This window comes from Pseudomonas sp. NMI760_13 (assembly GCF_021283245.1).
Classification (GTDB): Bacteria; Pseudomonadota; Gammaproteobacteria; order Pseudomonadales; family Pseudomonadaceae; genus Aquipseudomonas; species Aquipseudomonas peradeniyensis.
This window is the reverse complement of the sequence record NZ_JAJSRC010000001.1, coordinates 265,998-279,495: the sequence shown is the minus strand read 5'-3', so window position 1 is coordinate 279,495 and position 13,498 is coordinate 265,998. Positions and strand designations below refer to the sequence as shown.

The following is a 13,498-nucleotide window of genomic DNA, read 5'->3' as shown; positions in this document are numbered from 1 at the left end:
CAATTGTCCGACAGGATGGGGCTTTTTCGTTGGCAGATTATCGAGTAACGTGGCCACTTGGTCAGATTAAACGTTTCAGCAAAACGAAATTTCCTGCCTGGAAATGAGTATTCGCCCGTTGCGCTGATCGTTTTGGCGGCTTTTGCCGTCGAATTCCACAACAATACCTCGGTAGCCGACGGGGCTGCCGCAAAAGGAGAGGGTCATGCTCGAGCTTGCCGTGGAGCAGATTGCCATGGGCCAGCGTGCCGCCGACAAGGGCGAGGCACTGGCGTTGCTGGCTGATCGACTGGTTGCCGATGGCCTGGTCGCCGAGGGCTACCTGGCGGGGCTGCAGGCCCGGGAGGCGCAGGGCTCGACCTTCCTCGGCCAGGGTATCGCCATTCCCCACGGCACGCCGCAGACCCGCGAGCTGGTGTTCGCCACCGGTGTGCGCCTGCTGCAGTTCCCCGATGGCGTGGACTGGGGCGACGGCCAGATCGTCTACCTGGCCATTGGCATCGCCGCCCGCTCCGATGAACACCTGCGTCTTCTACAACTGCTGACCCGCGCCCTGGGCGAAACCGACCTGGCCGAGGCTCTGCGCCGGGCCGGCAGCGCCGAGGCGCTGCTCAAGCTGCTGCAGGGCGCGCCACGTGAGCTGGCGCTGGATGCCCAGCTGGTCGGCCTTAACCTGGCGGCGGACGACTTCGACGAACTGGCCTGGCGCGGCGCCCGCCTGCTGCAACGCGGCGGCTGTGCCGACAGCGGCTTTGCCGCCGTGCTGCAGCAGACCGAGCCGCTGCCGCTGGGCGAAGGCCTGTGGTGGCTGCACAGTGAGCGCGAGGTGCGCCAGCCGGGCTTGGCCTTCGTCACCCCACAGCAGCCACTGCGCTACCGCGACCAGCCGCTCAATGGCCTGTTCTGCCTGGCCAGCCTCGGCGCCGCCCACCAGGCCTTGCTTGAGCGCCTGTGCGAGGTGCTGATCGAGGGCCGTGGGCAGATGCTCTACCAGGCCACCAGCAGCCGCGCCGTGCTCGAAGTGCTCGGTGGCGAGGCGCCCGCCGACTGGCCCAGCGCCCGGGTGGTGCTGGCCAACGCCCATGGCCTGCATGCGCGTCCGGCCAAGGTGCTGGCGCAACTGGCCAAGGGCTTCGAGGGTGAGATCCGCATCCGCCTGCAAGACGGCGCCCAGCCCGCCGTCTCGGTGAAGAGCCTGAGCAAGCTGCTGAGCCTTGGCGCTCGCCGTGGCCAGGTGCTGGAGTTGATCGCCGAACCGGGCGTTGCCGCCGATGCCTTGCCGGTGCTGCTGGCCGCCATCGAGCAGGGGTTGGGCGAGGAGGTCGAGCCCTTGCCGCAAACGGCAGCAATGGAGCCGCCACCCATCGAAACCCTCCAGGCACCGGCGCCCGGCAGCACCCTGCAGGGTGTCGCAGCCGCGCCGGGCATCGCCAGTGGCCCGGCCCATGTGTGCGTCGAGCGCGAGATCGACTACCCGCTGCGCGGTGAGTCGCCCGGCCAGGAGCGGGCCAGGTTGCGAGCGGCCATCGACAAGGTGCACGCCGACCTGCAGGCCCTGGTGCAACGCAGCGACAAGGCCATCGGCGAAATTTTCATCACCCACCAGGAAATGCTGGCCGATCCGGCCCTGACCGATGACGTCGAGCTGCGCCTGGCCCAGGGCGAGAGCGCCGCCGCCGCGTGGATGGCAGTGATCGAGAACGCCGCCCGCCAGCAGGAGGCGCTGCACGATGCGCTGCTGGCCGAGCGCGCCGCCGACCTGCGCGATATCGGTCGCCGTGTGCTGGCCCAGTTGTGTGGCGTGCAGGCGGTGGTCGAGCCCGAGCAGCCCTACGTGCTGGTGATGGCCGAGGTGGGCCCATCCGATGTGGCGCGCCTGGACCCGGCGCGGGTCGCCGGCATCATCACCGCCCAGGGCGGCGCCACGGCCCACAGCGCCATCGTCGCCCGGGCCCTGGGCATCCCGGCGGTGGTCGGTGCCGGCGCGGCAGTGCTGCTGCTGGAGAGCGGCACGCCGCTGCTGCTCGATGGCCAGCGCGGGCAGGTCGAGGTCGCGCCGCCCGAGGCCCGCTTGCAACGGGCGCTGGCCGAGCGCGATGCCCGCGAGCGGCGCTTGCAGATCGCCTGGGCCAACCGCCATGAGCCGACCCTGACCCGCGACGGCCACGCGGTCGAAGTGTTCGCCAACATCGGCGAAAGCAGTGGCATCGACAAGGTAGTGGAGCAGGGTGCCGAAGGCGTCGGCCTGCTGCGCACCGAGCTGATTTTCATGGCCCACCCGCAACTGCCCGATGTGGCCACCCAGGAGGCCGAGTACCGCCGGGTGCTCGACGACCTGTGCGGACGCCCGCTGGTGGTGCGTACCCTCGATGTGGGCGGCGACAAGCCCTTGCCGTACTGGCCGATCGCGGCGGAAGAGAACCCGTTCCTCGGCGTGCGCGGCGTGCGTCTGACCCTGCAACGCCCGCAGGTGATGGAAGAGCAACTGCGGGCCCTGCTGCGCGCAGCGGACAATCGCCCGCTGCGCATCATGTTCCCCATGGTCGGCCAGCTCCATGAATGGCGCGCCGCCAAGGCCATGGTCGAGCGCCTGCGCCAGGAAATTCCGGTGGCCGACCTGCAAGTGGGCATCATGGTCGAGGTACCGTCGGCCGCCTTGCTGGCGCCGCAGTTGGCCCGCGAGGTGGACTTCTTCAGCATCGGCACCAACGACCTGACCCAGTACACCCTGGCCATCGACCGTGGCCACCCAAGCCTCTCGGCCCAGGCCGACGGCCTGCACCCGGCGGTGCTCAATCTGATCGACATGACCGTGCGCGCCGCCCATGCCCAGGGCAAGTGGGTGGGCGTGTGCGGCGAGCTGGCGGCCGATCCGCAGGCCGTGGCCGTGCTGCTGGGCCTGGACGTGGACGAACTGAGCGTCGCCGCCCGCAGCATCCCTGAAGTCAAGGCACTGGTGCGCCAGGCCGACCTTTCGACGGCCCGCGCCCTGGCGCGCGAGGCCCTGCAACAAGACAGCGCCGAGGCAGTCCGGGCGCTGGTGGAGCGTTACTGATGGCCAAGATTCTCACCCTCACCCTCAACCCGGCGCTGGATATCACCATCAGCCTCGATCGCCTGCGCCCCGGCGCGGTCAACCGTAGCCAGGCCCAGCACAGCCATGCCGCCGGCAAGGGGCTGAACGTCGCCCAGGTGCTGGCCGACCTGGGCCACAGCGTGACCGTCGGCGGTTTTCTCGGGCTCGACAACCTGGCGCCGTTCGAGGCGCTGATTGCCTGGCGTGGGTTCGCCGACTGCTTCGTCCGTGTGCCCGGCGAGTCCCGCAGCAACATCAAGCTGGTCGAGGCCGATGGCCAGGTCACCGATATCAACGGCCCCGGGCCTGAAGTCGACGAGGCCGCCCGCGACGCTTTGCTGCAACGCCTGGCCGAGGTGGCCCCGGGGCATGACGCCGTGGTGGTGGCCGGTAGCCTGCCGCGGGGGATCAGCCCCGAATGGCTGCGCGAGCTACTGCTGATGCTCAAGTCGCAGGGGTTGAAGGTGGCCCTGGACAGCAGCGGCGAGGCCTTGCGCGCCGGCCTCGAGGCCGCGCCCTGGCTGGTCAAGCCCAATACCGAGGAACTCGGCGAGGTGCTCGGGCAGCCTGTGCTTGACGCGGCCGGCCAGCGCGGCGCCGCGCAGCGCTTGCTGGCCAGCGGCGTCGAGCATGTGGTGGTGTCCCAGGGCGAGCAGGGCGTGACCTGGTTCGCCGCCGGCCTGGCGCTGCATGCGCAACCGTCGAAGGTGCGCATCGCCAGCACCGTCGGCGCCGGTGATTCCCTGGTCGCCGGCATGGTCCATGGCCTGCTCCAGGCCGAAGCGCCCGCCGCCACCTTGCGCCGCGCCACCGCCATCGCCGCCCAGGCGGTCACCCAGGTCGGCTTCGGCATCCACGATCGCGAGCAACTGGCCCTGCTGGAGGCCGCCGTGCACCTGGCAGAACAACAAGAAGAGGGCTGCTGATGAACATTGCCATTGTCACCGCCTGCCCCAACGGGCAGGTGTCCAGCGTGCTCAGCGCCCGCCTGTTGGCCGCCGCGGCCCAGCGTCGGGGCTGGAGCACCAGTGTCGAGGTGCAGGATGCCGAGCACCCCGAGCGTCGCCTGACCGCGGCACAGATCCTTGATGCCGACTGGGTGCTGGTGGTCAGCACCGGGCCGATGGACCTGGCGCGCTTCGCGGGCAAGCGCCTGTACCAGAGCACGCCGGCCCAGGCACTGGCGGACCGCGAGGGGTTTCTTGACCAGGCCGCCGCCGAGGCGCGGGTACACGAGTCGGCGCCGCCCCCGCAGGGCAGCGCGCCGAAAATCGTCGCGGTGACTGCCTGCCCGACCGGCGTGGCCCACACCTTCATGGCCGCCGAAGCGCTGCAACAGGCGGCGCAGGCCATGGGCTACCGGCTCACCGTGGAGACCCAGGGCTCGGTCGGCGCGCGCAACCCGCTGCCGGCCGAAGCCATCGCCGAGGCCGACGTGGTGCTGCTGGCCGCCGATATCGAAGTGCCGGCTGCGCGTTTCGCCGGCAAGCGCATCTATCGTTGCGGTACCGGCATCGCCCTCAAGCAGGCCCGCGCCACGCTGGACAAGGCACTGGCCGAGGGCAAGGTGGAGGCTGCGGGGGATGCGCCTGGCGCGGTGCAGCAGGCCGAGAAGACGGGCGTCTACAAGCACCTGCTGACCGGGGTGTCGTTCATGCTGCCGATGGTGGTGGCCGGCGGCCTGCTGATCGCCTTGTCGTTCGTGTTCGGCATCGAGGCCTACAAGGAGGCCGGCACGCTGCCCGCCGCGCTGATGCAGATTGGTGGTGAGGCGGCGTTCAAGCTGATGGTGCCGCTGCTCGCCGGCTACATCGCCTGGTCCATCGCCGACCGTCCGGGGCTGGCGCCCGGGATGATCGGCGGCTTGCTGGCGAGTACGCTGGGGGCGGGGTTCATTGGCGGCATCGTCGCCGGCTTCCTGGCCGGCTACAGCGCCAAGGCCATCGCCCGTTGGGTGCGCCTGCCCAGTAGCCTCGACGCGCTCAAGCCGATCCTTATCATCCCACTGCTGGCCAGCCTGTTCACCGGCCTGGTGATGATCTATGTGGTCGGCCAGCCCGTGGCCGCCATGCTCGAAGGGCTGACCCACTTCCTCGACAGCATGGGCACTACCAACGCCATCCTGCTCGGGCTGCTGCTCGGCGGCATGATGTGTGTGGACCTGGGCGGCCCGATCAACAAGGCCGCCTATGCGTTCTCGGTAGGGCTGCTGGCGTCGTCGAGCTACGCGCCGATGGCCGCGACCATGGCCGCCGGCATGGTGCCGCCGATCGGCCTGGGCATCGCCACCTTCCTGGCCCGACGCAAGTTCGCCCAGAGCGAGCGCGAGGCCGGCAAGGCCGCGCTGGCGCTGGGGCTGTGCTTCATCTCTGAAGGGGCGATCCCGTTCGCCGCCAAGGACCCGTTGCGGGTGATCCCGGCGAGCATCGCCGGTGGCGCGCTGACCGGGGCCTTGTCGATGTACTTCGGCTGTAAGCTGATGGCGCCCCATGGCGGCCTGTTCGTGCTGCTGATCCCCAACGCGATCAACCATGCGCTGCTGTACCTGCTGGCGATCGTGGCCGGCAGCCTGCTGACGGCGGTGGTGTATGCCGTGATCAAGAAGAGCGAACAGGTGGAGATGGTGGTGGCGCCGGCCAAGGCGTAGCCAGGCCCGGCGCAATCCCTGTAGGAGCGGCCTCGTGCCGCGAAAGGGGCGCGGAGCGGCCCCAGGATTTCAGCGTCATACACAGTGAATGGGGCTGCTTTGCAGCCCTTTCGCGGCACAAGGCCGCTCCTACAGAGAGGGCCGTCACCCCCGGGGCTTGCCCCGCAATGGCTTCAACAGATCACCCAGCCCGTTGTGGTCGATCTCATGCATCAACGCCAGCAACGCGCCCAGCTCCCCGGGCGGGAAGCCCTTGCGGGCGAACCACGCCAGGTAATCGCCGGGCAGGTCGGCAATGATCCGCCCCTGGTACTTGCCGAAGGGCATGGTGCGGGTGACCAGCAGTTGCAGGGATTCGGGTTTCATCGGGCATCGGCCTGTGGCAGGTGAAGCGCGGACCATACTGCAAACTGCACGACGACCCAAGCGGCGATCATGCAGAACGCCGTTTTCAGGTTTTTTGTTTTTCATTTCAAGCTATTGATTTTAATGAATAATTTAATATTCATTAGCCTGGCACGAAGCCTGCTCCGGTAAAGGTGACTATCACCTGCCAAGGAGTTTGTTGCCATGAGCAATCCCAACAAAGACACGATCGATGTACTCAACGACCTGATCGAGTACAGCAAGGACGGTGAGAAAGGCTTCAAGACCTCCGCCGAGGATGTGAAGAACCCACAACTCAAAGCCTTCTTCGTGCAGCGCGCCAGCGAGTGCGCCAGTGCCGCGGCCGAGCTGCAGGGCGAGGTGCGCCGGCTGGGTGGTGACCCGGAGACCAGCACCAGCATCAGCGGCGACCTGCACCGCGGCTGGGTCAACCTCAAGTCGATGGTCACCGGCAAGGATGAAGAGGCGGTGCTCAACGAGGTGGAGCGTGGTGAAGACCATGCGCTCAAGGCCTACAAAGAGGCCCGCGAGAAGCTGGTCAAGCTGGGGCGCTCGGCCAATGACCAGAGCTATACGCTGGTGGAGAAGCAGCTGCAGGGCGTGCAGCGCAATCATGACCAGGTGAAGGCGCTGCGTAACGCGGCACGTGCTCGGTCTTGAGATCTTTGGGGCCGCTTTGCGGCCCTTTCGCGGCACAAGGCCGCTCCTACAAGGGGAACGCATTCCTCTCTGTAGGAGCGGCCTTGTGCCGCGAAAGGGGCGCGAAGCGGCCCCTTAGGCCATCGGCCCTTCAACCCGATTCCGGCCATTGGCCTTAGCCCGGTAAAGCGCCTCGTCCGCATCGGCCAGCAGCGTCGACAAATCCTGCGCGGTGCCCGGCACATGCAGGCCGATCCCCACGCTGACCGTCACCGACCGCTCGTCATCGCCAAACGGCGGCATCGCCTCGACGCTGGCGCGAATGCGTTCGGCCAGCAACCGGGCGCCAGCCAGCTCGGTTTCCGGCAGCACCACCTGGAACTCCTCCCCGCCATAACGCGCCGCCAGGTCCGCCGGGCGCCGAATGCACAGCTCAAGGGTCGTGGCCACCTCGCGCAGCACGTGGTCGCCGCCGGCATGGCCATGGCGCTGGTTGAACGCCTTGAAGTGATCCACATCCACCATCAGCACCGCCAGCGGCTTGCGGTTGCGCTGGGCGCGCGCCCATTCCTGGCGCAACACCTGGTCCAGGCGACGACGGTTGGCAAGGCCCGTGAGGCTGTCGGTGGCGGCAAGCGTGGCCAGGCCTTGCTCGGCATCGTGGCGGCGGCGCAATTCACGGCCCAGCAGCAGGGTCAGCCAGAGGATGCCGATGCACAGCACGCCGGTGGCCACGCTGACCACGATCGCGGTGCGGCGCCACGACTGGAACACCTCGTCGGCCGAGTGCGCCACCAGCACGATCAGCGGCAGGTCGGCAACTCGGGCGAAGGTGTAGAGGCGCTGGCCTTCATAGGTAGTCGAGCGGGCGGTGAAGCTGCCGCTGCGCTCCTCGAGGATGCGCTTGAAGTTGGGGCGTTCGCTGAAACTGGTGCCGATCAACGGGTCCTGCGGGCGGGTTGGCTGGCGTGCCAGCAGTTGGCCGTCGGTGTTGAGCAGGTTGATGCTGCTGTCCACGCCGATGTCCAGGCGCTGGAACAGCTCGTTGAAGTAGGACAGGCGCAGGGCCCCGGCGGCCAGGCCCTGGAATTCGCCGTTGGCGCCGGAGATGCGCCGGCTGAAGCTGATGCACCAGTCCAGCTCGCCCAGCCGCGCCTTGAACGGCGGGCTGATCAGCAGGCCCAGGCCCGGGCGGTCGCGGTGGGCCTGGAAGGCCACGGTGTCGGCGAAGTTGGCCTGGCGCGGCACCGCGCTGGTGGAGTCGCCGAGCACATCGCCCTTGGCGTCGAGCCAAAGGATGTCACCGCGCACCGGCGCGGAGAAGGCCTGGTTGAAGAGGATCTGCTGGCGCAGCTTGGCCGGCACGTTGAGCAGCTCGGGGTGCTGCACGGCCCAGATCAGGCCCTTGAGCGACTGGTCGTAGAGTTCGACGTTGCGCAGGATGTCGCTTTCGATCAACTGCACGATGTTGCTCGAGGAGCGCATTTCCGATTGCTCGACGCTGTCGCGCTCGCGGGCCAGCAGGTAGCTGACGATGGCCACGATGGCGAGCACGGCAAGGCAGCTGCCCAGGTTGAGGACCAGCTCGGGGTGTGACTTGTACAGGGCGGATCGTGGTGATCGGGTGGGCAACGTCATGCTCGCAACTGCATAAGCCCCGGGATCCATGGGGAGTGGGCCGGAAAGCGGCGGCGGTATTTTAGGCAAGGCGGGATTGTCGGACAAGATCAAAGCTGATTTGGCCGACGGAAATGATTCAGTAGGTCCATCGCGGGGCAAGCCCGCTCCCACCATTCGCCAGGGCCAGGTCATGGTCGTGGGAGCGGGCTTGCCCCGCGATGGGATGTACGACATTTCCGAATCTGAAACCAAATGCTTCAGTTGGGCCGAGCTTGGGACCTATCCTACGCGTCTGCCGGAAGGGTCTGGATAGGCGGGGAAATGCATCAGGGCTAACGTCTTCGGGTCGCCGAATTTGGTGATCGGGTGTGAGAAACCCGAACGATGTTGGTCCCGCATTCTGTTACGGCAGCTGTGCATGGGCAGACCTAGGTCTGGCCGGGTTCCGATGTCCTCGGTTTTCTCACCCCATGTACGGCTGCCACCCTTATCTGGTGAGAAAGGATGAGCTGGCGGTTTCCTTTATTGACATTGGAAAACGCACATGAAGAAGCTGGTACCTGATCCCCCCATCCCCTACATCTCCATCATCGACCACCTGCCGCTGGCCGAAGTCTGGGAGCATGCCGCCGTCCTGATGACCATGATGACCCGCACTTGCGACGTCTACATGGCCTTTCCCGTGGATGAGCGTCCCGAGATCCTGGTGGATAACATTTCCATCCTCAGCCGGCTGCTGAGCTGCCTGATGGCCCACGCCAGGTCGCTGGAGGTGCAGCCATGAGCGAGCAGCCGAGCCTTGTGCCACTGCCGGCGTTTCGACGTTCCTGGAGTGTTTTCGAAGGGGATTTGAAAGCGGGGAGTGCGGCGCGGATCCTCAGCGCCATGGCCAAGGCGTTGATCAATGACCTGGAGATCGGCTTGAACCGTAACCGTTGAAGCCCATCGCGGGGCAAGCCCGCTCCCACGCCTGATAAGCCACCTGGCGTGGGAGCGGGCTTGCCCCGCGATCGGTTTCGGATCAGAACACGTTCAGCGGATAATCCACGATCACGCGGAATTCGTTGTTGTCCTGGATGTTCGAGTACGCCGCGTTGGCCCGGTGCGTGGCATAGCGCAGCAGCACCGACAGGTCCTTCAGCTGGCCTTGCTGGAACACGTACTTCACGTCGAAGTCGCGCTCCCAGTGCCGGGCATTCTCGCCGTCGGCGTTATAGAAGGCGTAGTACTGGGTGTCCTGGCTGGCCTTGGTCAGGTCGGCCTTGCCGCGCGAGTACGACAGCGAGGTGCTCAGGCCCGGCATGCCGAGGCCGGCGAAGTCGTAGTCGTACTGCAGCTTCCAGGAACGCTCGTTCGGCGCGTTGAAGTCCGAGTACATGCGCGAGTTGTCGAGGAAGATGCTGTCGCCCAGGTTGATGTAGTCGAACGGCGTGTCGCCGTTGACTCGCTGGTAGGCGGCGGTGACGCTGTGGTACCCGGCGGCCACGGTGAAGTGCACGCTCCAGGTGTTGTTGTCGATGTCGCCCAGCTTCGACTGGCCGGTGTCCTGGGTGTGGTAGAAGTGTACGCCCGGGTTCAGGCTGACCAGATCGTTGACCTGGTAGGTGTAGTCGAAGTCGGCGTAGTACTGGTTCCAGATGTCCTTCAGCTCGGCGGCGTAGACGTTGGCGGTAACGCCTTCGGTGCCGCTCCAGGAGGCGCCGGCCCAGCTCAGGTTCTGGCTGTCCTGCTCGCGCGTCTGGTTGCTGTAGTAGGTGTTGATGCGGCGGTGGCCGCTCTGGTTGTACGGCTTGGTGAAGCTGACCTTGCCGCCTTCGAGCATCAGCCCGTCGATGCTGCGGTTGGTCACGGCGACGCCGCGGAAGGTCTGCGGCAGCATGCGGCTTTCGCCACCGGCGATCACCGGGTTGGTGAGGAACAGGTCACCGGCCTTGAACTCGGTGTCGAAGCCCTTGAGCTTGATCGCGCCGCCGGCGGTGGAGAAGGCGTGGCGTGCCTTGTCTTCCGGCGCGCTTGGCAGGATCGAGGTGCCGGCGCGGCCACCGCCGCCGTCCAGCTTCAGGCCGACCATGGCGTGGGCGTCGAGGCCGAAGCCGATCACGCCCGGCGTGTAGCCGGACTCGAAGCGGGCGACGGCGCCTTGGCCCCACTCGCGCTTGTCCTTGATCGAGGCATTCTTCTCGTTGCGGTTGAAGTAGGCATTTCTGAAATGCAGGTTCAGCGTGGAACCCTCGATGAAGCCTTCAGCCTTGTCTTCATCGGCCTGTGCGGCCACGGGCATCGTTGCGGCCAATGCAACGAACAACGGGGTGAAACGAAACGCAAAAGACACCGGTACAAACTCCTTTGGTCAAGCGATGGGGCAGTTTTTTATTGTCGTGTCTGCAAGTTCTTATTAGAGACGTAACAGCCAGGCTGATATTTTCGACGCATAAAAAAAGCCGCTGAAAGGCAGCGGCTTTGAAAGGCTAACATATCGTCACGGGCACTGCCCATGGTGTAGCCAAGGGAAAACTGGAAACTGGAGTCAGGCCAATCAGCTGTCGGCATCGGTGTCGACAGAGACTTTGGAAGCAGTCTGCCGTGCGTCTTTTACCGCATCGGCCTGTTGCGCGGCGTAGGCTTCGCGAGCCTCTTGGTGAACGGCGGCAAACTCAGCGTTACGGGCGACAAAGGCCGGGGATTCTTCCGCCATGGCCAGGGGCGACAACAACAGGGAAGACAGGACGAACACGCTGGCAATACCCATACTGTTGGACATGTGATGCAACCTTCTTGCGCGGCAAGTGCTAATGGAGACAGGGCTAAAGTTAGTCCTGTAAACAGCGGGGAAACAGAGGCTGTTCAGATAAGCACTGTTGCGCAAAAAGTAATGATCACGGCAAAAACACTCAGACTTTTACCGCAAACCCGCGTAGTTGAGCGTTTGGCAAGTTGATACCGAAGGTATTGGCGCCCGCTTCGCTGTGCACGAAAACACTGCCGCCGTGCATCAGGGCGATCGCCTTGACGATGGCCAGGCCCAGTCCGTGGTTGCCGCCGCCGCTGTTGGCGCGTGCCGCATCCACCCGGTAGAAGCGCTCGAACAGCATCGGCAGGTGCTCGTCGGCAATCGCCGGCCCCGGGTTGCTCACGGCGATGCTGACCTGTTCCTCGCCCGCCTCGATGCGCACCTGGATCACCTGGTGCGGCGCGGTGTGCTGCACGGCGTTGTTCAGCAGGTTGATCAGCGCCCGGCGCAGCTGGGCCTTCTCGAAACAGGCCTGGGCGTCGCCGCTGACGCTGACGCTGACCTGGGCGTCCTCGAGGATGAAATCGAGGTAGTCGAGGGTGGTGGCCACTTCCTCGGCCAGTGAGGCGCTGGTCAGCGAGGTGGCCTTGCTGCCCTGGTCGGCGCTGGCCAGGAACAGCATGTCGTTGATGATGCTGCGCAGGCGCTCCAGCTCTTCGAGGTTCGATTGCAGCACCTCGAAGTAGTGCTCGGCGCTGCGCCCGCGGGTCAGGGCGACCTGGGTCTGGCCGATCAGGTTGGTCAGCGGCGAGCGCAGTTCGTGGGCGACATCGGCGTTGAACGCCTCGAGTTGCGAATAGGCCTGGCTGACCCGGTCGAGGGCGGCGTTGAAGGCACCGGCGAACTGCGCCAGTTCCGGCGGCAGGTCGCGGGTCTGCAGGCGCCCGTCCAGGCGTGGCGGGGCCAGGGCCTGGGCTTCGTCCGACAGCGCCAGCAGAGGCTTGAGGCCGATGCGCGCGACCCAGTAGCCGAGTAGCGAGGCCAGCAGCACGCCGAAGGCGGCCAGGCCGACGATGGCCACCAGCAGGCTGTGCTGGGCCTGCCAGAAGGTCTCGGTGTCGATGCCGATCAGAAAGCGCAGCGATGGGCGCTCACCCAGTGCCGGCAGTTCGCTGACCAACACCTTGTACGGGTAGGGGCTGTCGCTCAGGCGCAGGTCGCGCATGCCCGGCGCGCCCTCGGCGAAGCCGCGCACCTGCTCGGTGGGATGGCCGTATTCGAAGGCCGGGTTGCTGCTCACCACCCAGAAGCGGATGCGTCGGTCTTCCTCGCTGAGCAGGTTGAGCTTGTTGTTGATCTTGGCCCAGTGCTCGGGAGTGCCGTAGCGGTTGAGGGTGGATTCGAGCACGCTGAAGCGCGCGTCCAGTTCGGCGGCCGGCAGCAGGTCGAGGCTGCGGTCGACCTGGCGGTACAGGGCGCTGCCGATCAGCACGAACACGGCCAGGGCCACCAGGGTGAACAGGGCCGAGAGGCGCAGGGCGATGGAGTTGCCGGGTTTGGCACGCAAGAGGTTCATGTCCGATTGCCCGTCGGAGGTTCGTGGGAGCGGGCTTGCCCCGCGAACACCGGCCAAGCCGGTGCCATCCACGGCGCCGCCTGCATCGCGGGGCAAGCCCGCTCCCACGCTATCAACGAAATGCGTGCAGCGCCCCTGAGGCTACCCACGGTTCTCCAGGACATAACCCATGCCTCGAATGGTATGCAGCAGCTTGTTGTCGAACGGCCCGTCGAGCTTGGCGCGCAGGCGCTTGATGGCCACCTCGACGACATTGGCGTCGCTGTCAAAGTTGATGTCCCAGACCAGCTCGGCGATGGCGGTCTTGGACAGGATCTCGCCCTGGCGCCGGGCCAGCACGCTGAGCAGCGAGAACTCCTTGGCGGTCAGGTCCAGGCGCGATCCCGCGCGGGTGGCCTTGCGCGCCATCAGGTCGATCCACAGGTCGGCGACCTGAATCTGCAAGGGCTCGTGGATGGCACTGCGCCGGGTCAGCGCCTGCAGGCGGGCGACCAGTTCGAGGAACGAGAACGGCTTGCCCAGGTAGTCGTCGGCGCCTTCGCGCAGGCCGTGGATACGGTCCTCGACCCGCTCGCGGGCGGTGAGCATGATCACCGGCGTCTGCTTGCGCGCCCGCAGTGCGCGCAACACGCCATAGCCATCCAGGCCCGGCAGCATCACGTCGAGCACGATCACCGCGTAGTCGCCTTCCAGGGCCAGGTGCAGACCGTCGATGCCGTCGCGGGCCAGGTCGACGGTGAAGCCCTGCTCGGTGAGGCCGCGATGCAGGTAGTCGGCGGTTTTCTCTTCGTCTTCGATGATCAGCACACGCATGGTCTTGTC

11 protein-coding genes and 1 pseudogene are annotated in these 13,498 nt (G+C 66.3%); 6 read left to right on the top strand and 6 right to left on the bottom strand.

The genetic code is table 11. The annotated features are described in order from the left end of the window. Positions 1-205: 205 nt before the first annotated feature. The 3 genes from ptsP to LU671_RS01190 are packed head-to-tail and all read left to right on the top strand — an operon-like array spanning position 206 to position 5,723. Positions 206-3,055: a phosphoenolpyruvate--protein phosphotransferase gene (gene ptsP / locus LU671_RS01200; RefSeq protein ID WP_232854704.1), complete on the top strand. Its 2,850-nt coding sequence runs from the start codon at positions 206-208 to the stop codon at positions 3,053-3,055. Further along, positions 3,055-4,002, top strand: a complete 948-nt coding sequence (pfkB, locus tag LU671_RS01195; RefSeq protein WP_232854703.1) for a 1-phosphofructokinase — start codon at positions 3,055-3,057, stop codon at positions 4,000-4,002. Before ptsP ends, pfkB begins: the two co-directional genes overlap by 1 nt. After that, a complete protein-coding gene (locus LU671_RS01190) occupies positions 4,002-5,723 on the top strand; it encodes a PTS fructose-like transporter subunit IIB (RefSeq protein WP_232854702.1) in 1,722 nt (573 codons plus the stop codon). The genes pfkB and LU671_RS01190 overlap by 1 nt, the downstream gene beginning before the upstream one ends. A gap of 144 nt (positions 5,724-5,867) precedes the next feature. Here the strand turns inward: LU671_RS01190 and LU671_RS01185 are convergent, their stop codons facing one another. Beyond that, positions 5,868-6,089: a DUF3820 family protein gene (locus tag LU671_RS01185; protein ID WP_203647955.1), complete on the bottom strand. Its 222-nt coding sequence runs from the start codon at positions 6,087-6,089 to the stop codon at positions 5,868-5,870. Between the two features lie 204 nt (positions 6,090-6,293). Between LU671_RS01185 and LU671_RS01180 the strand changes: the two genes are divergently transcribed. Then, on the top strand, positions 6,294-6,770 hold the full coding sequence (locus LU671_RS01180; protein ID WP_203647954.1) for a ferritin-like domain-containing protein: 477 nt from the start codon (positions 6,294-6,296) through the stop codon (positions 6,768-6,770). Between the two features lie 114 nt (positions 6,771-6,884). Here LU671_RS01180 and LU671_RS01175 read toward each other — a convergent pair whose 3' ends face one another. Then, positions 6,885-8,381, bottom strand: a complete 1,497-nt coding sequence (locus LU671_RS01175; RefSeq protein ID WP_203652705.1) for a GGDEF domain-containing protein — start codon at positions 8,379-8,381, stop codon at positions 6,885-6,887. 532 nt (positions 8,382-8,913) lie between these two features. Here LU671_RS01175 and LU671_RS01170 point away from each other — a divergent pair. Then, the gene (locus LU671_RS01170; protein WP_062575113.1) at positions 8,914-9,153 is read left to right on the top strand and encodes a hypothetical protein; all 240 of its coding nucleotides are present in this window, start codon (positions 8,914-8,916) and stop codon (positions 9,151-9,153) included. A 56-nt stretch (positions 9,154-9,209) separates the two neighbouring features. Continuing rightward, positions 9,210-9,308, top strand: a pseudogene (locus tag LU671_RS29590) (DUF3077 domain-containing protein); the annotation flags it as partial. A gap of 82 nt (positions 9,309-9,390) precedes the next feature. Here LU671_RS29590 and LU671_RS01160 read toward each other — a convergent pair. The 4 genes from LU671_RS01160 to LU671_RS01145 all read right to left on the bottom strand — a co-directional run bounded on the left by LU671_RS01160 (position 9,391) and on the right by LU671_RS01145 (position 13,489). Next, positions 9,391-10,701 carry an OprD family porin gene (locus LU671_RS01160; protein ID WP_203647953.1) on the bottom strand — a complete coding sequence of 437 codons (1,311 nt, stop codon included), beginning with the start codon at positions 10,699-10,701 and terminating at the stop codon, positions 9,391-9,393. A 204-nt stretch (positions 10,702-10,905) separates the two neighbouring features. Continuing rightward, complete coding sequence (locus tag LU671_RS01155; RefSeq protein WP_050703787.1) at positions 10,906-11,130, bottom strand: hypothetical protein; 225 nt, start codon at positions 11,128-11,130, stop codon at positions 10,906-10,908. Positions 11,131-11,260: 130 nt separating this feature from the next. Then, the gene (locus LU671_RS01150) at positions 11,261-12,676 is read right to left on the bottom strand and encodes a heavy metal sensor histidine kinase (RefSeq protein ID WP_203647952.1); all 1,416 of its coding nucleotides are present in this window, start codon (positions 12,674-12,676) and stop codon (positions 11,261-11,263) included. A 141-nt stretch (positions 12,677-12,817) separates the two neighbouring features. Then, on the bottom strand, positions 12,818-13,489 hold the full coding sequence (locus tag LU671_RS01145; protein WP_110736828.1) for a heavy metal response regulator transcription factor: 672 nt from the start codon (positions 13,487-13,489) through the stop codon (positions 12,818-12,820). Positions 13,490-13,498 lie beyond the last annotated feature (9 nt).

Bases quoted from the DNA above. Each gene is read 5' to 3' on its own strand.
- ptsP (WP_232854704.1), top strand. From the start codon at position 206: ATGCTCGAGCTTGCCGTGGAGCAGATTGCCATGGGCCAGCGTGCCGCC.
- pfkB (WP_232854703.1), top strand. From the start codon at position 3,055: ATGGCCAAGATTCTCACCCTCACCCTCAACCCGGCGCTGGATATCACC.
- LU671_RS01190 (WP_232854702.1), top strand. From the start codon at position 4,002: ATGAACATTGCCATTGTCACCGCCTGCCCCAACGGGCAGGTGTCCAGC.
- LU671_RS01185 (WP_203647955.1), bottom strand. From the start codon at position 6,089: ATGAAACCCGAATCCCTGCAACTGCTGGTCACCCGCACCATGCCCTTC.
- LU671_RS01180 (WP_203647954.1), top strand. From the start codon at position 6,294: ATGAGCAATCCCAACAAAGACACGATCGATGTACTCAACGACCTGATC.
- LU671_RS01170 (WP_062575113.1), top strand. From the start codon at position 8,914: ATGAAGAAGCTGGTACCTGATCCCCCCATCCCCTACATCTCCATCATC.
- LU671_RS01155 (WP_050703787.1), bottom strand. From the start codon at position 11,130: ATGTCCAACAGTATGGGTATTGCCAGCGTGTTCGTCCTGTCTTCCCTG.
- LU671_RS01150 (WP_203647952.1), bottom strand. From the start codon at position 12,676: ATGAACCTCTTGCGTGCCAAACCCGGCAACTCCATCGCCCTGCGCCTC.
- LU671_RS01145 (WP_110736828.1), bottom strand. From the start codon at position 13,489: ATGCGTGTGCTGATCATCGAAGACGAAGAGAAAACCGCCGACTACCTG.